Raw genomic sequence first — 24,245 nt, 5'->3', positions numbered from 1 at the left:
TTGCTCCGCTGGCCGGAGCAAGACGGATCCGGAGAAACCAAGAGTAAATCATTGGGACGACTGGATGCACGGGGAAATTTGCCCCGCTGCGTCGGATGGAGGACCCGTTTGGCGGCCGAGCTAATTCAATTTCTTTTCTGACGCTGCGTTGCCTTATTCTGACTCATGCTGTGTTTCGGTAGAGAACGACTATCTTTCAAGAGGTGCAAAAGCAGGTTCCGTTTTCTTCCGCGCTGGACGAGATCAATGTCGCTGACAAGCTTTGCGCCATCTGCGCGCCGCTCCAGGGTGATCTTGCGGCTATGGAAGGCTTCCAGCTCGGCGCGATGCGCTACGCTTATGATGGTGATCTTCGGCATTTCATGGATCACCATCTCCATCATCTTGTCCTGGCTCTTCTCATCGAGCGCTGACGTTGCTTCATCCAGCACAATGATATCGGGATCGTGCAGCAGGAGACGCGCAAATGCGAGCCGCTGCTTTTCACCGCCCGATAAAGTCTGGTCCCATGGGGCGTCCTCCTCGATCTTGTCGTTCAGATAATCGAGTGCCACCTTATCAAGGGCCGCCTTGATCTCATCCAGCGTCCAGCCGTCGGCGGCGCGGGGATAGGCAACGGCCCGGCGAAGCGTCCCGGAAGGAATGTAAGGCCGTTGCGGCAACATGAACAATCGTCTGTCGGCATGGAAGTTGACACTGCCGCCACCCCACGGCCAAAGACCTGCAATGGCCCGCACCAGCGTGCTTTTTCCTGTGCCGGATTCTCCGGCCACGAGCACCCGCTCGCCGGGTTCGATCACGACCTGGGTTTCCTTGACCACGGCGGTGCCGTCATCCAGTGACACGGAAAGATCGTTTAGGCTGAGCATTGCATCGCCTTCAGTTTCACCGTGCTTGATGCGGCCCAGCGTGTCGCTCTTTTCCGCGCGCTCGAGCCCGTCAAGCGACATCATCAGCGAAGCAGCGCGCCGTGCACAGGCGTTCCAATCAGCGAGCCGGGGGTAGTTGTCGACCAGCCATCCGAATGCGCTCTGGACGATTGCAAAGGCGGAAGCTGCCTGCATCACCTGTCCGAGCGTCATGCTGCCTTCGAGAAATTTAGGCGCGCAAAGCAAAATCGGCACGACTGGCGCAAACAGGCTAGACCCCTGCGATACAAGCGTCGTGCGCATGTGTTGGTGCGCCAGGAGCGCCCATTGCCGGAGCACGTTGCCGAACGTCTTGTCGAGATCGTTACGCTCCTCCTCTTCGCCGCCGAGCAATGCGATACTCTCGCCGTTTTCCCGCACATGCGTCAGCGTGTAGCGAAATTCGGCTTCCACCTGATTTTTGATTTCGGAGACATGGACGAAATGGCGGCCGATGACCGCCATCGAGCTGGAGGTAATCGCGGCGTAAAGCACCGCGGTGATGACGAGGAAGCCGGGAATAGTCACGGTTAAACCTGCGATTGCCAGGGTTAGGGCTCCGCCGATCGTCCAGAGCACCACGATGAAGGTCGAGGCCGAGAGAAAGGCGGAAATGACACCGGCGATGAAATCGACCGGCGCCTCCGTGGCAATCCGTAAATCTTCCGCGATGCGCGCTTCCGGATTCTTATGATCGCCACCGATGAGGTTCAGCTGATAGTAGCGGCCGTTTGCCAGCCAGCGCGCGATGACCGCAGTGGTAAGCCAGGAACGCCAGCGGCGCTGAATTGCCATCCGCAGCGAGACTTGTAAAACGACAAGAGCAACGGTTCCGAGGGCGAGGGGCAGGAATATAGCGCTCAGAAAATATACGATGTGGGCATTGCGTTGCTCTATGGCATCAAAAATTGCGCGATTCCAAATGTTGATCCCATACTGGAAGCAGACATTGGTGCAGATCAAGATCAATAGGCCGATTGAGCACGGCCAAGCGAGCCCATCACCGCCGCGGCCCCAATAACCTCGCGCGCTGATCCAGAAGCGCCTCAGCAAATACCTCTTGCGCACCTGCTCTGCCTCTTCAGGTGTCAACGCTGGATCGGGTTCAATGACATCTGGTGGCGGCTCGACCTCGATAGTCGATGCCTTGCGCTGGCGCGACCTCTTGGCACCATGTAATTTGGTGCCGTCGACCGATTTCGGTTTGGATTTAGCGTCGGTCATAAACACGACAACGGCTTAAAAATCAAAAAGTTTCATAGCGCCGGTGTTGGACATGGCGTCGGACCTGGCACGGCGGTTTCGCCAGTAGGCTATCGCGCAAAATCATAGTGCGACTGTTCTGAGGCCTCAGGGAACCGTCCATCGCAAATGACGTTTCGCTATTAGGAGGAATTCACTATGTGCCCGCAAAAGCCAACGACAACATCTGTCCCGGCACCTGAGCTTGGTCTGCCGAACCCCATACAATATTATCCCCATCAGTTACCCCCTCTTGCCCCTTCGGAGAGCGAGAAAGAGGCGTATGAACGCGGAGCCAAGGCTGCAAAGGATGAGGCGGAAAACAAAAAGAACCCCTATCCCGAAAACAGCGAACTGGCCAAAGCCTACGAGCATGGCTACCTTGACGGCCAGAAAATCCGGTTCACGGATATACTTTAGCGATGGACGATTTCGGACTCACTATGCGGAAGGTAACGTGCGGGCGGATCGCGATGGCGATTTACTAAACGAAGAGAAGATCGCTGCTTCTCCTAGCATTGATGTTGCATGGACATTCTGCTGCCCGGGTCGGTGCGCTCTGCTTTCGAGCCTCTGAGCCAGGCCGGTTTCACCCTTTCGGTGTCTTTGCCAGCATCTCGCTCAGCGTTGCCGCCGAGAGCATGGCTTCAGCCAAAAGCTTCTTGAGCTTCAGGTTCTCTTCCTCCAGCGCTCTCACCCTTTTGACATCGAGACCGGCGTTTCCGAACTGCATGGATTGCCACCGATAGAAGGTCGGCTCGCTGATGCCATGCTTATGGCAAACATCTGCCACCTTCACTCCAGCTTGGTGCTCCTTCAGAATGCCCGTGATCTGGTCGTCATCGAATCTTCTCTTGCCCATCACCGCTTCATTCCTCACGAAATGCTCTGTTGAAGCTGTCGAGAAGTGGTCTGACAGCATAGAACGCCACGCTGCTTTTGCCCGTTTCGATCAGTGCCTGTGCGGGCATGCCGGCGACCAGTTCGACATCGCTCATTTTCGCCAACCGCTCGTCCGTTACACGGATTGTTGCGGCAAAGTACGGCTGACCACTCTGCGTATCGGTGAGACGGTCCGCCGACACATACTCGACCCGACCTTTCAGGAGTGGAACACGTCGCTGATTGTATGGAAGGAGGTGAACCTGTGCCTCAAGCCCCGCATGGACGAGATTGATGTCTTCCGGTCTGACGTGGGCAGACACGACAAGGCGATCGGCACGTGGGAGAAGATCGACGAGCGGTTCGCCCGCGCCGATCACGCCACCGGCTGTGTGGATGCGCAGGTTCATGATTATTCCATCGTCGGGAGCACGGATATCGGTCCTTGAAAGTTGGTCGTCGATCGCCCGCAAGCGCTCGCGTAGTTGCATGATCTGGCTTTCCGTATCGCGCATGCCTTGTGCGACTTCGCTCAGCCGATCGCTCTCAAGCTTTGCGAGATCGGCCTGCGACTCGCTGATCACCTGGTAGGCGCGAGAGATCTGCGCCTCTACTTGACCTTGCTGGCCATCCAGGTCTGCTTTTTCCCGCTGGAGGTTGAGAAGTCTGCTCTTTCTTTCCAGTCCTTTGGCGTTGAGGAGCGTAACCTGATCCAGTTCTTCCCGCGAAATTGTGCCTCTGTCGGTCAGTGCTGCCTTCTGCGCGCCAAGTCCGACGATTTCCTGCCGTACCTGCGCGATTTTTTCATTGGTGATCCCGACTTCCGCCTGCATGACCTGGCGCCGCGCTTCGAAGATTTTCTGTTGCCCAGTCAGAATTGCGCTGACCGCAGGATCTCTGTCCGTTGCCGCCCTGAGGCCTTGCGGATAGTCGACATGGTCGCCGCCCGTCTGCTCCACAAGCAGGCGGGCGCGGCTTGCTTCTGCGTCCCAAAGTTGCCCTTGAATACTGTCGCGCTCCGAGCGGGACTTCGTGTCGTCGAGTTCTATGATGATTTGCCCGGCCGTGACGGCATCGCCGTTTTTGACGAGTATCCGCCGCACAATTCCGCCTTCCAGATGCTGAATGGTCTTACGGCTGGACTCTGGTTCGACAACGCCCGGTGCAATCGCAGCGCTCTTCAGCGGCGCCAGAACCGACCAGATTCCCAATCCGACAATAAAGACACCGATCAACAGGTTCCCTGTCCAAACAACGCCTCTGAGCCTCGGCATGGGCGAAGGGGGGGCGGGTCCGCAATGTTTCGCGTCGGTCACTGGCGAATAGGCCTGTTGCTTTCCTGTCGCTGTCGATCGTTGAGCGAACCGCCGGCCAGTCCTTGACGAGTTCGAAAGTCTCGTCAGCATTGCGTCCAGGTGAACAAGGGTCATGGTGGCGTCCCTCCCTACGTTCCCGTTCGAGATGGCGGTTGAAGATAGGTTTCATAAATCCGCTCGCTGTCGCCAAAGGCAGCCACCGTCCCGTTACGCATAATGGCAATCTTGTTGGTGACCGGCAGGATACCCATCCGGTGCGTTATGATAACGACGGTCATCCCCCTGGATTTCATGCGCTCAATCGCCTTGAACAGCATGCGTTCGCCATCATAATCCAGGCTCGAGTTCGGATCGTCGAGAACGATAAGAGACGGATTTCCATAGGCCGCCCGTGCCAGCCCGAGCTGTTGGCGCTGAGCTCGAAGGAGCAGGTTTCCGCCTTCGCCGATATCGGTCTCGTAGCCCTGGGGCAGCCGCATGATCGCTTCGTGCAATCCAACCAGCTTTGCGGCGTCGATCGCTTTGACGGGATCTCCTCCGTCCAGCCGGCCTATCACATCCTTGATCGCGCCGCCGAAGAGTTCGATGTCCTGCGGCAGGTATCCGACGTGGCGGGTCCCCCCGCAAAGGCGCAGAGCTGAGATATCTACCCCGCCAAGAAGAGCACATCCGCTCGTTGCTTGCACAACGCCGGCTATGACGCGACCGAGCGTCGATTTTCCAGATCCCGACGGGCCGATGAGCGCTACGCAATCGCCTGGCGCGAGACGCAACGTGATATCAGTCAATATCTTCCTGTTGGCGAATGGCTGAATATAGCTGACGTTATCGAGAATGAGGCCATTGGGTTCCGGTTGCGGCACCGTTCGGGCATCGGGTTCCGATGCGACCGCGATCAGCATTCTGTTCAAGCGATTGAAGGCATTCCGCGCAAATGTAAAGGAGCGCCATGCGCCTATTGCGCCCTCGATTGGTGCGAGCCCGCGCCCGAGCAGCAAGCTCGCAACGAAGATGATGCCGGGACTGCTGCTGCTCGCGAGCACCAGCCATGTAGCGGATCCCATCATGAGGATCTGCGCGAGCGTGCGGATTGCTTTGGAGAAACCGAGAATGATCTCCGTGCGATGCATCGCGACGTCCTGCGCCCTTCTTGCCATTTCCGCATCGCGATAGACGACCAGCGCTGCGCCATACTGCATGCCCATGGCCCGGATCACCTCGATGTTTTTGAGGGCGCTCGCAAATCGCAGATAGCTCCGCGAAAGGGCGATATTGGCGCGGGCAAGCGGCTCTTGCGTCGCAAGCTCCGTCAGGAACGCGAACAGCAGAAGTGCAACTGCGCTCAGAAGACCGATGGTCCCGAGCAGCGGATGAACAAGAAAGAGCAAGAGAAGGAAGACCGGCGCCCAAGGAACGTCAAAAAAAAGGGAGCTGGCCGGTGAATCGAGAAACTGGCGTAATATGGCGAGGTCCCTGTAGCACTCCGTAGCGGCTCCCGGATCGGCGCGAGCGGCATATTCGAATGACGCGGTGAGCACCATGGGCCGTAGCCTGTGATCCAGCCAGCTGCCGATGCGCGAAAGAGCTGCCCTGCGCACGATATCCAGCGTGGACCCGACCACCACCGCGATGGCGATGATCATCGTCAGCATCAGCAGCGTGTCAGCACTTCGGCTCGACAGGACTCTGTCATAGATCTGCAGGAGATAGATGGAAGGCGCCAGAAGAAAGAGATTGTAGCCGCAGCTATAGAGGAAAACCAACCCGAAGGCTCCGGCACAGGCCCGGAGCGCAACAACGAGCTGTGTCTGTGGGCGCGATAGCTTTGCAGAAAGCGTTGCCATTATCAGATCTCGCTGCACTTGATACTGACAAGAAGAGGTTGTTGGCTGGTCTCGCAACCTATGAGGGTCGCCAGCCGAAGCCGGCGACCTTCAGGATCGGAGTTTCATGAGCCAAGATGGCTGAGATCGATATGACCGAAGTCGTTTACGAAATGATCGAGCGCATTGTTCACCGTTGTCGTTTCGGGATCCGTGTGAACCAATGCTGACGAGATATCGCCGCCCCGGGCCATGTTTCCGTTACCGCCGTTACCGCCGACGCCTGCGAGAATGGTGGCATGCTGATCAGCCAGAAGCTGCGTATATTGTGTCCCGGTCGTGGCCGCACTCACTGCAGCCACGTCGCCGCCGCTCGAGCTTCCTTGACTGCCGTCGGAGTGAGAATCTCCCCCCGCGCCGCCGGCGCCGCTGTTCGAGATAGATGCCAGGAAGCCGTTCTGCGCTTGAGTAAAGCCACCACTTCCGCCACCGCCGGCAGTCCAATCCGCCGTCTGCCAAACGTGATCGCCGTTGTGCAGATCGGTAGATGCCCCGTCGACCGTTTGCACATTGGCAACATAGGCAACCGGGTTGTAGTCAATGTTCCCATGGCTGTAGCCATCGCCACCGTTACCGGCATTGGCGTCGCCCGCATCCGGGTTATTGAGATGAATCGTGTCTGATATTTGTGGAATAGGCATTGATGTCCCTCCTTCTACTTCGTTTCGTCCGAGTTCTATTTACGGTGTGAGTATCCAGCATCTCCTCGCTAGCCAATACAACCGCAGGTAAATATTACCCGCGATTTGATCTTCGAGCTATCTAGCTATTCGGCGACGTTCCTTCGGACGTATAGTTGGAGGCGACGGAGCGTTGTTTTGGCTTGGTACCTAATGGTTTGTCGGCGGATGACATCGGCATGATTATGTCTGCGGCCCCGTCGAAGCGGCGCCATTTTTCGAAGCAACGGCCCCAAGCGAACCGGCTGAATTCCGGGGTTCTGATCAGGCCGCGATTGGCGGAGGAGATCCTGTTCGGAGGCCGAAAAACTATCATGTTCCGTCGCGAGGAGGGGATGCACGATGTCGGATCTCTCATCCAGAGGTGGATTTAGTGACCTCAAACTCGCACAACGGGGACGCTGCAGCGATGATAGCCAAATGGCTACAGAACTAGCCGACAGGATGTAGACGAATTGCGGGCTCCGTTTTTCGTGCGTTCAGATGCACAATGACCGAACACTTCTGGCTGCATACGCCGCACGCCCGGTGGGACGGGCGGTTGATCGCGGATTGGAGACGGTAATGACGGAAATTCGTACCTTATTGGAAGACTTGCCGAAAGCCGGCACCGATCAGACCCCCGTTTCCAATTCGGCTGCGGGGCATCTGGCATTGGTGCCGACTTGGCTCCCATTGGATGTTGCTTCTGGTCCGAGCTACAATTCGGCTGGCAGCGGTGGCGACGGGATAAGCGAAGGTGTGATTGACAGCAACGCATTGGCCGTCTTCATGCCCTCCAATGCCGCTATTGCAGGCCCTCATTCAGGTGCCGACGCCTTCCAGGGCAACGATGCGCTCATCAATCAGCATCCGACCGAAATGGCTGGGATCGGCGGGAATGGCGGAAGCGGCAATGCTGCCATCGGCGGCGGTGATGCCAATCATGCCGGCACGGGGGGGACTGGTCTCTTCTACGGCGGACTCGTAAGCTCGGAAGTCGCGCTGTTTGCCCCCGTGAATACCGCCGTGGCGGCAGGCCCTGGCGGCTTGGCGCATTCTGAGCAATCGAACAACGCACTATTCCTGCAGGGCGCAACCCAGATTGGCGGCGTCGGCGGCTCGGGCGGAGATCATAACGTCGCGAGCCATGATGCGTCGATGAGCCCGGGAACTGCAGTTACATTTACCGGCGACAATTATGCGGGTCACGGCGGTGGCGGTTTTTTCGTCGGCAGCATGGTCGACGTGAGCGTGGCCATCTTCTCACCGATCAACATCGCCGTGGGCGCCGCAGGCGGCTCGGCGGAGGCCCATCAGACAAACAATGCAATTTTCGATCAGGGCACCATGCAGATTGCAGGCATGGGCGGCGACGGCGGTGGCTTCAACATGTCGTCAGGGACTATCTTTACCGGCAATCATGAGGGCGGCGGTGGCGGGATCGGATCGGCAACCGGCAGCATGGTAGACGTCAATTTCGCCTATTTCCACCCCATCAACATTGCCGTTCCCGCCGGTGGGACCGCGGACGCCCAACAGATCGATCATGTTCTCTATGATCAGCATGCGCTTCAGCTGGCCGGTATCGGCGGCCACGGCGGAGGCGGCAACCTCACCGACGCCCACTCGGCTCTAGTGGATGACATTCTGAGCTTCATGCATATCTAGCAGATAGCCTCCACTTGCGTATTGCCGAGGCTCAACCGCACGAAACCGCTCCTCGTGCCATTTTTCAAGCCATATGCTGGATCGCTTCCTCCGCTCGGGCTTTCGCCTCTTGAGCCTATGGCGCGGAACGCCTTTCACTGCGATACCGAACACTCGACCATGATCTCATCCGCATTGTCGTCGATTTTCTCCGCTTTGAGTTGAGATATGGCATCAAACCCAATTTGATCGCGAGCTTGTTATATCCAACGACCCTCCTCGTATGCATCTGCGACAGATCGATTGTCTTTTCAGTATGTTTGCAAGCTTTGTTGACTTGCTTACAGTACGCGAATTCCGCGAAAACATGTAATACCTACAGCGATAAGTCGATTCTGCATGTCCTCATAATCAGGCTTTTCAACGTATTTTTCAGGCATGGGTTGTCTCTCGCTAGGGTCTTGTAGATCATGAGAATTATCATGAGAGATAAGACTATTGATATCGAGAGTACCCCTTTTTTCTGTCGTGACCTGAAACGAGAACAGGAATAATATGTATTACTGTTGGTCTGCAAATATTCCGGGGAGCGAGCAGTTGTCCAACAGTGTTAAAGCTAAGCGCCAGATGCGGCGCAATGTACCAACTATTGTCGTTATTCAGCATTCTACACTGGCGCGGACGACCGTTGTGAAGCTTCTTGAGCATGAACTCGCCGGGTGGAATTTTATCGATATGATCTCGACCGAGAGTCTCGATAGAGCTCTTGGAGCCGAGGTGCGTTTGATTGCACTAGATCTGGCCGGCAGAGGTGTTGAGAGCGCAAGCCTGCGTGATGATCTCGCGGCAATTGCTGCGCGTTTTCCTGAGGCGCCTATCACGTTGCTCTTAGGTACGGATGACGTCAACATAGCTTGTCAGGCGCTCAAGATGGGCATTCGCGGCTTTTTTTCGACGTCGCTTCCCATTGACATTGCCCTTGCCGGTCTTCGTCTCGTTCTGGCGGGAGGCACATTCTGCCCGCAGCTATTGGGAACGGTTACCAACGGCTCAAACGAGCATGCTCCGGCCAGAAATGAGGCCGAAAAAAGCTTGGATGATAGAACGCAGTATCTGGCGATTGCCGATTTCACTCCCCGGGAGGCGGATGTTCTCGCGGAGCTGCAATGCGGCTGCTCAAATAAGGTCATTGCAGGAAAACTCAATTTGTCCGGGCATACGGTGAAGATGCATTTGCAACACATAATGCGTAAGTTGCAGGCACAGAACCGCACTGAAGTGGTTGCCCGCCTAATTCAAAGAGCCGCCGGCGGGCAAGACGCCGCGCCAACTTAGGCGGTGTCGCCAGTACTGGGAGCTGTCGCAACGTTCTGATTGGGTTGCGGAGCGCAATCTGACCCCACACAGGCGCTGAAGATTGCTCCCTGACACGCACCGCTGCCGATTGACAAGGATTGGTACACCCTTCCGTTATTGCATTGAGACCGAAGGCTGAGCTCTCCAAAAGGCAGGCTATCGTCGTCTATCCGCCCGTTGAAGCTTCGGTGGCGGTGGACGTCGGCTTCTCCCGTCGTATGGGATACGGCGCGGATGCGGTGATCGCGGGCATGTGGCTGATTTGAGAACCTGGTCGCTCACCTTCTGATCAGCGGAAACGGGTTCGCTGCCCGGCACGATGCTATCCGACGCAGCCGAACGGATTTTCCGGCTCAAAGCGTAGTCTTGCGGTCTGACGTGTGCCGGTTTTAGGCGCCTGTGGCGGCGCTATTGTCCTGTTTTCGGAGTGGTCGCCTGGGCCCGTTCGCCGGAGGGGGACAGGATCTCACAGTTTTCGGTATGCGTCTGCGCGGGTGCCTCCGCGGCAAGAGCCTTGCTGCAGATGCCGATCTCGTGCCCTTCGATCCGGAAGAAGGCGATGCCTCCCGTTTCCAGCGCCAATCGCAGCTGCGCTTCCGTCGCCCGATGCAGGCTGTGGCGATTGCCTTCATAGTCGCGGATCGTGCTGCGCGATACGCCAGAGCGGTCGGCAAGGTCCATCTGCGTCCAATCGAGAAAGCCGCGAGCCGCCCGGCAAAGCGCTGGTGTCAAAATCATCGCCATCTTAACCTTGACGCAGGGTTCAAAGCTGCCCATATTGGGCAATATCTATCATATAGGACATAATCCGCCGGATTTCCAGGGGTTTTGCTGCCGTAGCAGTCTGACGTTATCCGGCCACGCGAAGGAACGACGTTTTGGGATAGCCAGCGGGCCAGTTTTCATTCTAGCACTTTTGGTCCTGCCGTTTATCGGTAGTCTTCTTTCCGTCTGCCTGTTGCGCACGCAGTCGCGGCGCGGTCCGGCCTCGATCGCCGGCGCGGTCACATTTCTGGCGCTGCTGATTTCCGCGAGCTTCTATCCCGCCATTAGAGATGGCGGTGTGGTCCGGTACAGCATCGAGTGGCTGCCGCAGCTGGGGCTTGATTTCAGCCTCAGACTGGATGGTTTCGCCTGGCTCTTTTCGGTCGTCATCACCGCTATCGGCTTTCTCGTCATCGTCTATGCCCGCTACTACATGTCGGAAGAGGATCCGGTTCCCCGTTTCTTCTCCTTCCTGCTCGCCTTCATGGGGGCGATGCTCGGCATCGTGCTTTCGGGCAATGTCATTCTGCTCTCGATATTCTGGGAGCTGACAAGCATCTTTTCCTTCCTGCTGATCAGCTATTGGCACAATAGCGCCGCCGCCCGCGACGGCGCGCGCATGGCGCTGACCATCACCGGCATCGGCGGCTTCTGCCTGCTGATCGGGCTGATCCTGATCGGCCATATCGTCGGCAGCTACGATCTGGATAAGATCCTGGCATCGGGGGATATCATCCGCAATCATCCGCTCTATCTGCCTGCGCTGATACTTATCCTGCTGGGAGCACTGACGAAGAGCGCGCAGTTCCCCTTCCATTTCTGGCTTCCGAATGCGATGGCGGCGCCGACGCCGGTCTCTGCCTATCTGCATTCCGCCACGCTGGTGAAGGCAGGCGTCTTCCTGCTGGCGCGCTTCTGGCCGGTTCTCGCCGGCACCAACGAGTGGTTCTATATCGTCGGGGCCGCCGGCATCACCACGCTGCTGCTGGGCGCCTATTTCGCGATGTTCCAGCAGGACCTGAAAGGGTTGCTCGCCTATTCGACGATCAGCCATCTCGGCCTCATCACCACCTTGCTCAGCCTCGGCAGCCCGCTTGCGACGGTCGCCGCCATCTTCCACATGCTGAACCATGCCACGTTCAAGGCGTCGCTGTTCATGGCCGCCGGCATCATCGATCACGAGACCGGCACGCGCGATATGCGCCGGCTCAGCGGCTTGTTCCGCTATCTGCCGTTCACCGGATCGCTCGCGATCGTCGCGAGCGCCGCCATGGCCGGCGTGCCGCTGCTCAACGGCTTCCTGTCCAAGGAAATGTTCTTCGCCGAAGCCATCGAGACCCATGCCGACTCCATTCTCGACCGCATGCTTCCCTATGTGGCGACGCTTGCAAGCGCCTTCAGCGTCGCCTATTCGTTGCGCTTCATTCAGACCGTCTTCTTCGGGCCGGCGCCGACCGACCTGCCGATCGCCAAGCCGCATGAGCCGCCGCGCTCGATGCGCTTCCCGATCGAGCTGCTGGTCGTCGTTTGCCTCGTCGTCGGCATCGTTCCGACCCTTTCGGTCGCGCCTTTCCTGCAGGCAGCTGTCGTCAGCGTTTTGAATGCCGATACGCCGCAATACAGCCTCTCGCTTTGGCACGGTTTCAATCTGCCGCTCATCATGAGCATCATCGCATTGGTCGGCGGAACGGTCTTCTACTTTGCTTTCAAGGGTTATCTGTCGCGATGCGACGACGGGCCGCCCATCTTCCGCCGCCTGAAGGGGCGGCGCATCTTCGAGCGCGTGCTGGTGGAGGTTTCCTGGCACTGGGCGCGAACAGCCGAAAAGCGGATCGGCACGCGCAAACTGCAGCCGCAGCTTCGCTGGGTGGTGGCAACAGGCTTTGCGGCCGGTTTGCTGCCGCTCTATTTGTCGGGTTTCGAGGCGAGGCATTTTGCCTTTTCGGGCGCTGACCCGGTCTTTGCGTCCATTTGGGCGATCGGTATCTGCCTTGCGATCGGCACCGCCTTCTTTGCGAAATATCACCGGCTCGCGGCGCTCGTGATGCTGGGCGGCGTTGGACTGATCGTCTGCATGACTTTCGTCTGGCTTTCCGCGCCGGATCTTGCCATCACCCAGCTTCTCGTCGAAATCGTCACGACTGTTCTCATCCTGCTGGGCTTACGCTGGCTGCCGAAGCGGACGGAAGGGATCGACGATACCGTCGATCTGCGAGCCCGTTTCCGTCGCTTCCGCGACCTTGCGCTGGCCATGGTCTGTGGTGTCGGCATGATGTTCGTCTCCTACGCCGTCATGACCATGCCGGTGCCGGATGCCATTGCGAATTATTTCCTCGAAAATGCCTATTCGAAGGGCGGCGGCCGCAACGTCGTCAACGTGATCCTGGTCGATTTCCGTGGTTTCGATACTTTGGGCGAAATTGCCGTTCTCGGTGTCGTCGCCTTGACCGTCTACGCCTTGCTGCGCCGTTTCCGCCCGGCGCCCGATAGCATGGAGATGCCGGAGCAGCAGCAGATCCAGAACCGTTTCGACGAAGAACGGCCGGAGCGTTCGGCCGGCGATACCGTGCGCGACTATCTGCTCGTGCCTTCCGTGATCATGCAGTGGATGTTCCCCTTCGTGATCGCGCTATCGGTCTATATCTTCATGCGCGGGCATGATGCTCCGGGCGGCGGCTTCTCGGCCGGCTTGACGCTCTCGATCGGCTTCCTGCTGCAGTATCTCGCCGGCGGCACGCGCTGGGCGGAGGATCGCATCCGCATTCTGCCGCTGCGATGGATGGGAGCGGGGCTTCTGGTCGCGACGGCGACCGGCATCGGCGCCTGGTTCTTCGGCTATCCCTTCCTCACATCGCATTTCCAGTATCTGGACATGCCGCTGATCGGCAAGGTGCCGGCGGCAAGCGCGCTTCTCTTCGATCTCGGCGTCTTCCTGCTGGTCGTCGGGTCCACGGTCCTGATCCTTGTGGCTCTTGCGCACCAGTCGCTGCGCATCAATCGCCTGCGCGCGCTCGATGCCGACAAGGCAAAGGGGGATTGATGGAACTCATCTTGTCCATTGCGATCGGTGTGATGACGGCCTGCGGCGTGTGGCTGATCCTGCGTCCGCGCACCTATCAGGTCATCATTGGGCTGTCGCTGCTGTCCTACGCGGTCAACCTCTTCATCTTCGGTGTCGGCGGCGTGAAGACGAACGTGCCGCCGCTGCTCGGTGACGGCACGGCTTCGCATGCGCTGGCGGACCCGGTGCCGCAAGCGCTGGTATTGACGGCGATCGTCATCGGTTTTGCGACTACCGCCCTGTTCCTCGTTGTTCTGCTTGCCTCGCGTGGCTTGACCGGCACGGACCATGTCGATGGAAGGAGCGATCGGAAATGACGGGCTGGTCGCATCACCTCATCATCGCGCCGATCCTCGTTCCGCTTATTGCGGGCGCGCTGCTTGTGTTCATCGACGAGCGCTCGCGTATGCTGAAGGCGCTCATCAGCCTGGCCGCCACCCTCTTGCTGGTGGGCATCGCGCTTGCGCTCTTCCGCGCGGAAGGCGGATCGTCAGGCCAGGAGCGTGCCTATTTGCTCGGAAACTGGAGCGCGCCCTTCGGCATTGTGCTCGTACTCGACGGGTTGTCGGCACTCATGCTGCTGCTGACATCCATCGTCGCCGTTGCCGCGCTGATATTTTCGCTGGCACGCTGGCACGCGGTCGGCGCGCATTTTCACACTATGTTCCAGCTGCTGCTGATGGGCGTCAATGGCGCCTTCCTGACCGGCGATCTCTTCAACCTCTTCGTCTTCTTCGAGATCATGCTGGCGGCGTCCTATGGCCTGCTGCTGCACGGCTCCGGCCCGCTCCGCGTCAAGGCAGGCATGCACTACATTGCCGTCAACCTCGCGGCCGCGCTGCTCTTCCTCATCGGCGTCAGCCTGATCTATGGCACGGCGGGAACGCTGAACATGGCGGATCTTGCCGTGCGCATCCCGGAAATGTCGGCCGATCGCCGCATGCTGATGCAGGCGGGCGCCGGCGTGCTCGGCATCGCATTTCTGATCAAGGCCGGCATGTGGCCGCTCTGCTTCTGGCTACCGACGGCCTATAGCGCGGCGTCGGCGCCGGTTGCGGGCATATTCGCCATCCTGAGCAAGCTCGGCATCTATGTCATCCTGCGGCTGACCATGCTCTTGTTCAGTAGTGGCCCGTCCGCCGGCTTCGGCGCGACCGTGCTTCTTTACGGCGGCATGGCAACGCTGATCTTTGGAACGGTCGGCGTGCTGGCATCGCAAGCGCTTGGCCGCCTGGCCGGTTTTTCGGTGCTGGTCTCGTCCGGCACGCTTCTGATGGTGATCGGCATCAATGACGGATCGATATCGGCCGGCGCCTTGATGTACCTTGTCAGTTCGACGCTGACGATCAGTGCCTTCTTCATGCTGATCGAGCTCGTGGAGCGCGGCCAGGATGCGGGTGCCAGCGTTCTCGCCGTCACGATGGAGGCCTATGGCGATGCCGAAGAGAAGGAGCCGGCGGAAGGCGATGGCGTGACGATGCCCGGCACCATGGCGATGCTCGGCATCTGCTTTGCCGCCTGCGGCATCCTGCTTGCCGGCCTGCCGCCGCTTTCCGGCTTCGTCGCCAAGTTCGCCATGCTCTCCGCCATGATGGGAACCGGCGCGATCGGCATTCCGCCGAGCACCGCCGTCTGGGCCTTGATCCTGCTCGTGATCCTCTCGGGCATTGCTGCCCTGATCGCGATGACGCGCGCCGGTATACGCACATTCTGGAGCTCGCTCGAGGGCACGGTTCCGCGCGTGCTTGTCATCGAGATAGTCCCTGTCATGGGCCTGCTTGCCTTGACGCTGGCTTTGACGATCTGGGCCGGCGCCGTCATGCGGTATATGGATGCGACCATCCGCACGCTCAGCGATCCCAGCGTCTATGTCGATGCTGTTCGCAACGCGGTGGTTGCGCCGGCAACTGCTGCCGTTGATGCCAGCAAAGCGGGAGGTTTATAATGCTTCCTTATCCGCTGCTGGCGCTGAGCTTGCTCCTGATGTGGCTATTGCTGAACGGTTTCACGCTCGGCCAGCTTGTTCTCGGCATCATCGTTGCCATTTTCGCTTCCTGGGGCATGGCCTCGTTGCGGCCCGAAAAGCCACAGTTGCGGAAGTGGTATCTGCTGCCCAAGCTGTTTTTCCGCGTTGTCTTCGACGTCGCAAAATCGAATGTGCAGGTGACCTGGATCATTTTGAGAGGTCGTTCGCGCAAGGCAAATCCGGGTTTCGTTGTCCTGGAACTTAGAGTTCGCGATCAGATCTCGCTTGCGCTGCTGGCGGTTATCCTGACCAGCACGCCGGGCTCCGCATGGCTCGAATATGATTCCAATGACAATACCGTGCTGCTGCATGTCCTCGATCTCGAAAATGAGGCGCAATGGCGCGACGTGGTCGCCAATCGATACGAAAACCTGCTGATGGAGATATTCGCATGAGCGCAATGATCATCCAGATATCCGTCGCGGCCGCGCAGCTGATGATCGTGGCGGCGATGGCGATCGCTTCCATTCGCATGTTCCGCGGCCCGCGCGCGCAGGATCGCATCATCGCGCTCGATACACTTTATGTGAACGCCATGCTGCTGCTTCTGACCTTCGGCATCGGCACCGGGCGTGTCGTCTATTTCGAGGCAGCGCTCGTCATCGGCGTGCTCGGCTTTGTCGCAACCGTTGCTCTTGCGAAATTCCTGATGCGCGGGGAGGTGATCGAATGAGCCCGCCGTTTGAAAACTTGCCCCTATGGGCTGCAATCCCAGTTGGCGGGCTGCTCCTCATCGGTGCCTTCCTTACCCTGGTCGGCGCGATCGGCTTCCTGAAGCTTGGAACGTTCTACGAGCGCGTCCATGCGCCGACACTGGGAACGAGCGGCGGCATCGGCGCGATCATGACCGCCTCGACGATCTTCTTTTCGATCTCGACACGGTCGCTAGTCATCCATGAGCTGCTGATCGGCGTCTTCGTAACGGTAACGACGCCGGTCACTTTCATGCTGCTTGCCCGCGCGGCGCTGCATCGCGACCGTGCCGAGCAGAACAGCAACGTTCCGCCCAAACAATCGCCTGAAGGAACGTCGGCCGAGGGACACTCTTCGTAGTCACCTGATCCTTTCCCTCATGTCTCGGAAGCCGGCAGGCAAGGCTTCGTTGGTCCCAGGGCAATCAGCTTCAAGGTCCGGGATGCAAGCTTTCCTTTTCAAGCATATAGCGGCATTGAATGATGGTTTCGCGTCGCGAGCGCGAGAAAAGCTCTCTGGCGTCGATCGGTGTGAAGCCAAGTTTCGTCAGCACCCGTCCCGACGCGGGGTTGTCGGATGCATGGCCGGATTCGAGCCTCGTCAGGCCGACTTCGCGGAAGACGAACCCGATCAGCGCCTGTGCTGCCTCGAAGGCATAGGCCTTGCCCCAGGCGGATCTCTCCAGCCAGTAACCCAGGCTGCCCTCGACGCCGGCAATGCCGTCGACATCGACGATACCAATCATTCTTCCGGTCTGCTCGATGGCAAAGCGGTAGGCCGTACCGTCGACCCATTCTTGGCCGTGGCTGGAAAACCAGCTTTCGATATCTTGCAGGTCTGGGGGATAGGTGGCGTTGCTCAGCATGCGCGTCACATTCCAATCGCTCTGGATTTCGAGCGCACGTCCGGCGTCGGCCGCCGATGTGGGACGAAGCAGGAGACGGGCGGTCTGGATGGGCGAGCGGGGGATCGATCTTGCGATCATCGTACACGCCTTGCTGGCTGGGAGCCGTCCGTGGCAGGCGGCCAATATATTGCCGCATTGGGTGCGCAAAAGCGCCGCCTCCTGCGGGCATCGCCTGCGGGATATGTGGGACCGGCCGCGAAAGCGTTCCGTTTACGAGGGGCGAACCCCCTTTTGCGGTCCGGTCCTTTTCCGCCGTCATATCGTCCCGTCAATCGACGCCTCCCGCATCTAAAAACTCGGAGGCGTACAGGCACTGATGACCTCGCAAGGAACCGGACCGACACAGCGGAAGCGATGCGGCCGGCGGCTTTCGAAGTAATAGGCGTCGCCCGGACCCAGAATGCGCCGCTCGTCGTCAACGGTAACTTCCAGGCGGCCGGATAGGATGATGCCGCCTTCCTCTCCTTCATGCACCAGCGGTACCTTGCCGGTATCGGCACCCGGCTGGTAGCACTCCTTCAGGATCTGCAGGCTGCGGCCGAAGAGGTTTTCGCCGATCTGGCGATAGGAAATCGGGCCTTTGCCGATTTCCACCAATTCCTCGGCCGCATAGAAGGCCTTTTTCGGCGTTTCCGGCTCGAAGGCGAAGAATTCGGCAAGCCCGATCGGTAGGCCGTCGAGAATGCGCTTCAGCGCGCCGACCGAGGGATTGGCCGAATTGGATTCGATCAAGGAGATTGTCGAATTGGTCACGCCGGCGCGCTTGGCAAGCTCGCGCTGGGAAAGGTTGCGCGCCAGGCGCAGATGACGCAGGCGATTGCCGATATCGACGGACATCATGGCCTCGGGTTTCAGATGTTCGAAATATCGAAAATATTTCATGCCGATGAAGCAAAATCAATAGTTTAAAGCCGAAGAGAAAAGGACTTGTTCGGAACAGGAAAATCGCTGATGTCAGCAACAGTGCAATGGAGGCGACAATGGATAAGATCACCCATCCCAATACCCCGGTTCTCGACAATTTCTGGATGCCGTTCACGGCGAACCGGCAGTTCAAGGCAGCACCCCGGCTGCTCGCAGCCGCTGATGGCATGTATTACACCGATGTCGACGGCAACAAGGTGCTTGATGGGACGGCCGGCCTCTGGTGCGTCAATGCCGGCCATGGCCGCAAGAAAATCGCACAGGCGGTCGAACGCCAGCTTTCCACCATGGATTTTGCCCCGACTTTCCAGATGGGTCATCCGATCGCCTTCGATTTTGCCGCAAAGCTCGCCGCGCATGCGCCGGGCGGCCCGGAAGCCGGGCTCGACCGTGTGTTCTTCACCGGTTCGGGTTCCGAATCCGTCGACACCGCGCTCAAGATCGCCATCGCCTATCAGCGCGCGATCGGGCAGGGCACGCGCACCCGCATCATCGGCCGGGAAAAGGGTTATCACGGTGTCGGCTTCGGCGGCATTTCCGTCGGCGGTCTGGTCAACAACCGCCGCGTCTTCCCGCAGATCCCCGCCGATCACATGCGCCACACGCTCGACATCGAGCGCAACGCCTTCAGCAAGGGGCTTCCGGCCCATGGCATCGAGCTTGCCGAAGATCTGGAGCGGCTGGTCGCGCTGCATGGCGCTGAAACGATTGCCGCCGTCATCGTCGAACCGATGTCCGGCTCTGCCGGCGTCATCCTGCCCCCGAAGGGCTATCTGGACCGGTTGCGCGCAATCGCCGACAAACATGGCATTCTGCTGATTTTCGATGAAGTGATCACCGGCTTCGGCCGTCTGGGTACGCCGTTTGCCACGGAGTATTTCGGTGTCGTTCCCGATCTCGTCACGACGGCGAAAGGCATCACCAACGGCACGATTCCGATGGGCGCGGTCTTTGCCAGCCGCAAGGTCTACGATGGCCTCATGACCGGCCCGGAAAACCAGATCGAGCTCTTCCACGGCTATACTTATTCCGGGCATCCGGTCGCTTGTGCCGCCGGTCTTGCCACCATGGAAATCTACAAGGAAGAAGGCCTGCTGACACGCGCAAGCGAGCTTGCCGAGGACTGGCAGAACGCGCTGCATTCGCTGAAGGGCCTGCCTCATGTCGTCGATATCCGCAATCTCGGCCTCGTTGGCGCCATCGAGCTCGCGCCGCGCGATGGCGCTCCCGGCACGCGCGCCTATGACATCTTCGTCGATTGCTTCCAGAAGGGCCTGCTGATCCGTGTCACGGGCGATATCATCGCCCTCTCTCCGCCGCTCATCATCGAACGCGCTGAGATCGAGACGATCGTCTCCGTGCTCGGCGATGCGCTGAAGCGGGCGGCTTGATAATCCATTGCCTCGGCCGGCGCGGATCGCGCCGGCCAGGCAAGAGCACCTTGCTCGAAGATGTGGGTACAAGGCCGTGAAAACTTCAATCGCGATGGCGCTACGACGCTCGCCCTCGATCCCACCGATCAGATGCCGGAGGAGGTACAAGCAAGAATAGACGCCCGCAGTATGATAGGCTGGGATCGGGATGAATATGGATGGGGAGCGAGAGTGCATGCGCCGCTCTCGCGTGCCGTTTTGACGAACCAATATCAGTTTGCCGGACAACAAAGCAGCGATAAAAACCAAAGGCGGTATCACTTGACCCGTAGATATTCCCGCGGATTTTGGCAGCGTCACGGAGTATTTCCAGTGGGCATGCAGCTGCAGCACTTACGTGCCGAAGCTCAAATCCTGATCTCGAATGGCTGGATCGTGCCGCTCCATCGATGATGCGGCTGCTCTCACAATAGGGGAGCGCCACAAAATTCGCGCTTCCCGAGGTTCAAAAAGCGACAAATAATGCAGTCGCGAGGTCCAATTGCCGATAATAATAACGGATGATGTTGCCATTATACATCTATCCTTTACATTTGCGCGGGCATCCATGTGGAGAAGCTCCCGTCATAGCTTCATAAGCAATGGCGGCTTGGCAAGGAACGCTAACCTGAAGAGAGCAGACTAATGGCAAACTTTCTCGATAAATGGTCTTCGAAGAAGGCTGATAAGCCGAAGGCTGGCGCACGGAATGTCGTTGATACGTTTCGTGCACGAGTAGCGGAACAGAAGGCATATCTGGAGGAGTACGAGCGCGATGGTACCGGCTTCAAGAAGTGGCGCTCCACTTGGTTCCAGCGTGTGCCCGGCGGTTTTGGCGTAACGGTCGGTCGTGATTCCATCAATGCCGGTCATGGACTGAGCTATGTTGTCGTCGAAACAGTCAAGGACGTCTCGGAGTTTCTCGACGATCTTGCTTATCATGCGGAAAATGATGTCGGCTTCCAGCAAGCACTTGAGAACAACCGCCAGCGTCGCGTTGCACTTCTGAATGCGGCAAAGACTGGTGGCAAGGCAGCTGCTTCGAAGGGCAAGGCAAAGGCCAAGCCTGCAGCGGCAAAGCCGGTGGCCAAGCCTGCCGCAGCCAAGTCCGCACCGAAGGCCACTCGAACGAAAGCTGCTCCTGTAGCTGCCGCACCGGTCGCCGCAGAAGCGGCAAAGCCGAAGCGCGCTCGTAAGGCGAAGGCTGCAAGCGCCGCCGAGTAAGATGATGAAGCCCGCTGCGAGCGGGTTTAATCTTGCAGTTATCGATTGGCTTTGAGACTTCTTGTTCGATCCGGGATCAAGCAGGAAGTCTCCAAAGCGTTGAGACTTGCGCTATCGCCGAACGCTCCCATCGGTCCCTGTTCAAAGGGAATGGATAGCGATCCATCGGCAAGGTGGACAACGTCGAGCTTTCGGCCAATCGCTCAGGCATGCACTCGCCAAGAGGAACATTCGCGTTCAGGCCGTTCTGCCTGCGGCGACGGCCACGAAATTCTGGCGGTCACGGCGCATCCGGGAACATTTGCCTGCCGCGATGGTAATGTCCGCAGAAGAGATGATCGATGAATCCCTGGCGAGGTTTGACCCAGGTGGGTCGGTGTCGATCCCGGCGCGGGAAAATGGCGAATTGCAAAAGACTTATGAGGATGCGCGGCAAGCCCTGTTGTCCCATTTGTCGCGCTCTTCCGCCGCTCAATGTTACCAGGCAAATTGAAGCGACAGCGTAGCGGATGGAACGCGCGGCATTCAAAGCGGGAGTGACGGTCATTCAAAAGCCATAAAACTGAAGAGGCTCGGGAATGAAGGACGGATCGACATGATCCGGACAGCCGCCGCTTTATATATTCGTCGGCGCCATTCGTGCGTCATCCCCATCCCGCCGGCAGCGGGTTCAATCACAGAACCTGATGAGAAGGTTCGCCGCGACCAAAGCAGATCTGCGAGGTTCAATGCGATGTATTCCATCGAAGACCGCATTCCCGTTTCCATCATTATTGCAAACTACAACTACGCCCATTTTTTGAGGCGCAGCATCGACAGCGCATTGGGGCAGGACTACGACAATGCCGAAGTCATCGTCGTCGATGATGCATCGACGGATGCGACAGCCGATGTCATTGCCTCCTATGACACACGAATTAAGACATGCATCAGAGAAGTGAATGGCGGACATGCCGCAGCATTCAACACAGGCTTCGCATCCAGTCGCGGCGAGATCGTGCTGTTTCTCGATGCGGATGATTATCTCTATCCGAATGCAGTGTCTGAGGTTGTCGAAGCCTGGAAAGAGAAGACGGCTCAGGTGCAGTTCAGGCTGCATATCGTCGATGAATACATGCAGGTGAAGGATGTGTTTCCACCTGCGGAGCTACCCTTCGATTCCGGCGACGTCACTCCGGAGCTGTTGCGAAAGGGGCGCTATCAGACGACCGTTACGAGTGGCCTGGCATTCAACCGCGCGGTTCTCGACAGGGTGATGCCCGTTCCGGAGCGGGATTTTCGCCAGGGAGCTGATGGCTATCTGGCGACGGTTGCGCCTCTGCATGGGGAGGTGACATCCATCGATGATTGCCTCGGCGCCTATCGCATTCATGGCGCCAATCATTCCGTCTTTGCAGAAAGGCTCGGCCAGCGCGCGCGCTGGCGCATACGGCATGATTTTCGCCGGCTGCAGGCCCTGTCGGATCAGGCAACGGAAATCGGCCTGAAAATACCTCAGGATGCCGGCCTGCGTGATCCGGCACATTTGGAGGAGCGCCTGGCATCGCTCTGCATCGACAGCGAGCGACACCCCGTTGCCGACGATTCCCGGCTTTCTCTCGCCGCCGCCGGCGCGGTCGCCAGCCTGAAAATGAATGCGTCCAGAAGGCGCCGTGCGATGCTGGCCGCCTGGTTTCTTTCCATCGGCGTTCTTCCCCGCCGCATGGCAAAAGCGATTCTCTCATGGAAGCTCGTTGCCTCGTCGAGGCCTCGGTTTCTCTTGCGCCTGTCGAAGACCATCCGGCACGCGGTGGGTTAGGACGAATTCAGCTACGCGAATTGATCAAGCGGTTCTGAAGCGCATTGCGACCTTTGAAGGTCACTTCTTGCACTTCACGTTCTTGATCCTGTGCATGTCGTTATCGCAAAACCGCCGCACACTTTTGCGCGACTGCCCTAATTGGGTGCGCCTTTGCGTGAAGCCCCCATCAATGCGTCGACCACGCCTTGGTGCTGGATATTCCGGTCGAAACGGCTGTCGGTTGCCAGCTGCATCAATCCCGCAAAGGCATGCTTGGCCGAAGGTCTTTTGCCTTCGCCGTGAAGATAGGCGGCCAGTCGGCGGTAGTTTGCATTCGTCTTGATTTCGAGTGGGTTGCCAGCGCCGATTTTCTTCAAGGGCCACCACGACCAGCCGATGCCGTTTTTCTCCTGCAGCGCCACGGCGCGCGCGTACCAGTCGTTATTATTCTCGCCGGATTCGCCGTTCCACAGCGGCATGTCGTATTGCGCGCGCAGCTTCAGGAACGGTTCGATCGATTCCTGCGTCGTCGGCGTCCAGTATTTGTGAAAGCTGAGCGCCGTGTTGCGATCCTCAATCGGCAGCACGCCGGCATAATTGTTGCCCCAGCAATTGCCTTCGATGATCAGCATGTGGTTGCTATCGATCGCGCGGATTGCGCGGATGGTGCGCTGATAGATGTCGCGCAGTGGCCGGTTCTCGGTTTCGCGGCAGCCGCCCTTGTTGCTCTTGTCCTCAAAGTTCCAATTCGGTTCGTTGAGCAGATCGTAACCCGCGATCGTTGGTTCGTCCTTGTAACGACGCGCGATTTCGCTCCAGAGGGCGATCATCGTCGCCTGGTTTTCGCTGCTGTCCCAAAGCGATGGCTTGTTGGGATCACGGTCCGAGATAGCGATATCATGCCCTTGGCCACCGGGCGCCGCATGCAAATCGAGGATCAGATACATGTGGTTGGCCTTCAGCCAGCCGATCAGCGCATCGACACGCCGAAAGCCTTCTTCGTTCCAAACGATATGTCTTGAACCATCCTTGCCGCGTCTGTCCTTGATGAACAATTTCCAGTGCATCGGCAGGCGCACGCTGTTGAAGCCCCATCCGGCCATTGCGTCGATATCGGCTTCCGTTACGCCATTGTCGCGCCAGGATTGGTAGAACTGCTCGGTCCGTTTTTGGCCGATGATCTTGAAAATGCGGTCGCGAATGATGTGCTGCGCCTTCAGATTGGAAAGGCCCATCATATAGCCTTCCTGCACCATCCAGCCGCCAAGGCCGAGACCGCGCAGAAGCAGCGGTTGACCCTTGCCATCGACGATTTGGCGATGATCGGCGCGGACGAATCCCTCCGCATGCGCCGGTGGCGCAAGTGAGCCCAGGCAGACGACGGATAGGCTGGCGAGCAACAGCAGAAAATGCCTCATGAACCTCAACTCGCCCGAAACTTGGGCGCCATGTGGGCATGGTACCGCGCGCGCGATTAAAATCTTGCGACGAAATCTATGCCGGCCGATCCAGCGGTGCGCCGAAGATGATCTGCTGACAGGCAGCAAGCAGCGCGGG

Annotated in this window: 21 protein-coding genes and 1 pseudogene; 12 read left to right on the top strand and 10 right to left on the bottom strand. The window is 58.6% G+C overall.

What is annotated here, in order from left to right; genetic code table 11:
• Nucleotides 1-125: 125 nt before the first annotated feature.
• Nucleotides 126-2,132 carry an ABC transporter ATP-binding protein/permease gene (locus HGP16_RS12955; RefSeq protein WP_168840443.1) on the bottom strand — a complete coding sequence of 669 codons (2,007 nt, stop codon included), beginning with the start codon at nt 2,130-2,132 and terminating at the stop codon, nt 126-128.
• Between the two features lie 177 nt (nt 2,133-2,309).
• On the opposite strand from HGP16_RS12955, the gene HGP16_RS12950 reads away from it, so the two are divergent.
• On the top strand, nt 2,310-2,570 hold the full coding sequence (locus HGP16_RS12950) for a hypothetical protein (protein ID WP_168840399.1): 261 nt from the start codon (nt 2,310-2,312) through the stop codon (nt 2,568-2,570).
• 169 nt (nt 2,571-2,739) lie between these two features.
• Here the strand turns inward: HGP16_RS12950 and HGP16_RS12945 are convergent, their stop codons facing one another.
• The 4 genes from HGP16_RS12945 to HGP16_RS12930 form a co-directional block, all read right to left on the bottom strand.
• The gene (locus tag HGP16_RS12945) at nt 2,740-3,012 is read right to left on the bottom strand and encodes a transposase (protein WP_168840398.1); all 273 of its coding nucleotides are present in this window, start codon (nt 3,010-3,012) and stop codon (nt 2,740-2,742) included.
• Between the two features lie 7 nt (nt 3,013-3,019).
• Nucleotides 3,020-4,462, bottom strand: coding sequence for an HlyD family type I secretion periplasmic adaptor subunit (locus HGP16_RS12940; RefSeq protein ID WP_168840397.1), 1,443 nt, complete (start codon nt 4,460-4,462; stop codon nt 3,020-3,022).
• Nucleotides 4,463-4,476: 14 nt separating this feature from the next.
• The gene (locus HGP16_RS12935; protein WP_168840396.1) at nt 4,477-6,192 is read right to left on the bottom strand and encodes a type I secretion system permease/ATPase; all 1,716 of its coding nucleotides are present in this window, start codon (nt 6,190-6,192) and stop codon (nt 4,477-4,479) included.
• 104 nt (nt 6,193-6,296) lie between these two features.
• Complete coding sequence (locus HGP16_RS12930) at nt 6,297-6,872, bottom strand: PE-PGRS family protein (RefSeq protein ID WP_168840395.1); 576 nt, start codon at nt 6,870-6,872, stop codon at nt 6,297-6,299.
• 603 nt (nt 6,873-7,475) lie between these two features.
• Here HGP16_RS12930 and HGP16_RS12925 point away from each other — a divergent pair.
• Nucleotides 7,476-8,561, top strand: a complete 1,086-nt coding sequence (locus tag HGP16_RS12925; protein WP_168840394.1) for a hypothetical protein — start codon at nt 7,476-7,478, stop codon at nt 8,559-8,561.
• Nucleotides 8,562-9,167: 606 nt separating this feature from the next.
• On the top strand, nt 9,168-9,875 hold the full coding sequence (locus HGP16_RS12920; RefSeq protein WP_409526836.1) for a LuxR C-terminal-related transcriptional regulator: 708 nt from the start codon (nt 9,168-9,170) through the stop codon (nt 9,873-9,875).
• Between the two features lie 540 nt (nt 9,876-10,415).
• Here HGP16_RS12920 and HGP16_RS12915 read toward each other — a convergent pair.
• Nucleotides 10,416-10,701: pseudogene (locus tag HGP16_RS12915) on the bottom strand (helix-turn-helix transcriptional regulator); the annotation flags it as partial.
• Nucleotides 10,702-10,800: 99 nt separating this feature from the next.
• On the opposite strand from HGP16_RS12915, the gene HGP16_RS12910 reads away from it, so the two are divergent.
• The 6 genes from HGP16_RS12910 to mnhG are packed head-to-tail and all read left to right on the top strand — an operon-like array spanning nt 10,801 to nt 16,801.
• Entirely contained in the window at nt 10,801-13,701 is a 2,901-nt protein-coding gene (locus HGP16_RS12910; RefSeq protein WP_409526835.1) for a monovalent cation/H+ antiporter subunit A, read from the top strand.
• Complete coding sequence (locus tag HGP16_RS12905) at nt 13,701-14,039, top strand: Na+/H+ antiporter subunit C (RefSeq protein ID WP_168840391.1); 339 nt, start codon at nt 13,701-13,703, stop codon at nt 14,037-14,039. The genes HGP16_RS12910 and HGP16_RS12905 overlap by 1 nt, the downstream gene beginning before the upstream one ends.
• Nucleotides 14,036-15,667 (top strand): monovalent cation/H+ antiporter subunit D, encoded by a 1,632-nt coding sequence (locus HGP16_RS12900; protein WP_168840390.1) that lies wholly within the window; start codon nt 14,036-14,038, stop codon nt 15,665-15,667. Before HGP16_RS12905 ends, HGP16_RS12900 begins: the two co-directional genes overlap by 4 nt.
• Nucleotides 15,667-16,143: a Na+/H+ antiporter subunit E gene (locus tag HGP16_RS12895; RefSeq protein ID WP_168840389.1), complete on the top strand. Its 477-nt coding sequence runs from the start codon at nt 15,667-15,669 to the stop codon at nt 16,141-16,143. The genes HGP16_RS12900 and HGP16_RS12895 overlap by 1 nt, the downstream gene beginning before the upstream one ends.
• The gene (locus HGP16_RS12890; protein WP_168840388.1) at nt 16,140-16,421 is read left to right on the top strand and encodes a K+/H+ antiporter subunit F; all 282 of its coding nucleotides are present in this window, start codon (nt 16,140-16,142) and stop codon (nt 16,419-16,421) included. Before HGP16_RS12895 ends, HGP16_RS12890 begins: the two co-directional genes overlap by 4 nt.
• Entirely contained in the window at nt 16,418-16,801 is a 384-nt protein-coding gene (mnhG, locus tag HGP16_RS12885; protein WP_168840387.1) for a monovalent cation/H(+) antiporter subunit G, read from the top strand. The genes HGP16_RS12890 and mnhG overlap by 4 nt, the downstream gene beginning before the upstream one ends.
• Before the next feature lie 70 nt (nt 16,802-16,871).
• Here the strand turns inward: mnhG and HGP16_RS12880 are convergent, their stop codons facing one another.
• The gene (locus HGP16_RS12880) at nt 16,872-17,426 is read right to left on the bottom strand and encodes a GNAT family N-acetyltransferase (protein ID WP_168840386.1); all 555 of its coding nucleotides are present in this window, start codon (nt 17,424-17,426) and stop codon (nt 16,872-16,874) included.
• A gap of 210 nt (nt 17,427-17,636) precedes the next feature.
• Nucleotides 17,637-18,185, bottom strand: coding sequence for a cupin domain-containing protein (locus HGP16_RS12875; protein WP_168840441.1), 549 nt, complete (start codon nt 18,183-18,185; stop codon nt 17,637-17,639).
• A 143-nt stretch (nt 18,186-18,328) separates the two neighbouring features.
• On the opposite strand from HGP16_RS12875, the gene HGP16_RS12870 reads away from it, so the two are divergent.
• Both HGP16_RS12870 and HGP16_RS12865 read left to right on the top strand, forming a co-directional pair.
• Nucleotides 18,329-19,663, top strand: a complete 1,335-nt coding sequence (locus HGP16_RS12870; protein WP_168840385.1) for an aspartate aminotransferase family protein — start codon at nt 18,329-18,331, stop codon at nt 19,661-19,663.
• Between the two features lie 666 nt (nt 19,664-20,329).
• Complete coding sequence (locus HGP16_RS12865; protein WP_168840384.1) at nt 20,330-20,908, top strand: hypothetical protein; 579 nt, start codon at nt 20,330-20,332, stop codon at nt 20,906-20,908.
• Nucleotides 20,909-21,451: 543 nt separating this feature from the next.
• Here the strand turns inward: HGP16_RS12865 and HGP16_RS12860 are convergent.
• Entirely contained in the window at nt 21,452-21,652 is a 201-nt protein-coding gene (locus tag HGP16_RS12860; RefSeq protein ID WP_168840383.1) for a hypothetical protein, read from the bottom strand.
• On the opposite strand from HGP16_RS12860, the gene HGP16_RS12855 reads away from it, so the two are divergent.
• Nucleotides 21,642-22,706: a glycosyltransferase gene (locus tag HGP16_RS12855; protein ID WP_168840382.1), complete on the top strand. Its 1,065-nt coding sequence runs from the start codon at nt 21,642-21,644 to the stop codon at nt 22,704-22,706. The two genes, HGP16_RS12860 and HGP16_RS12855, sit on opposite strands and share 11 nt — an antisense overlap.
• 137 nt (nt 22,707-22,843) lie before the next feature.
• Here the strand turns inward: HGP16_RS12855 and HGP16_RS12850 are convergent, their stop codons facing one another.
• The gene (locus HGP16_RS12850; protein WP_168840381.1) at nt 22,844-24,106 is read right to left on the bottom strand and encodes a glycoside hydrolase family 5 protein; all 1,263 of its coding nucleotides are present in this window, start codon (nt 24,104-24,106) and stop codon (nt 22,844-22,846) included.
• Nucleotides 24,107-24,245 lie beyond the last annotated feature (139 nt).

Source organism: Rhizobium sp. P40RR-XXII (assembly GCF_012641405.1).
In the GTDB taxonomy this organism is placed as follows: Bacteria; Pseudomonadota; Alphaproteobacteria; order Rhizobiales; family Rhizobiaceae; genus Rhizobium.
The sequence above is the reverse complement of the archived record's forward strand: the minus strand, read 5'-3'. Positions and strand labels throughout refer to the sequence as shown.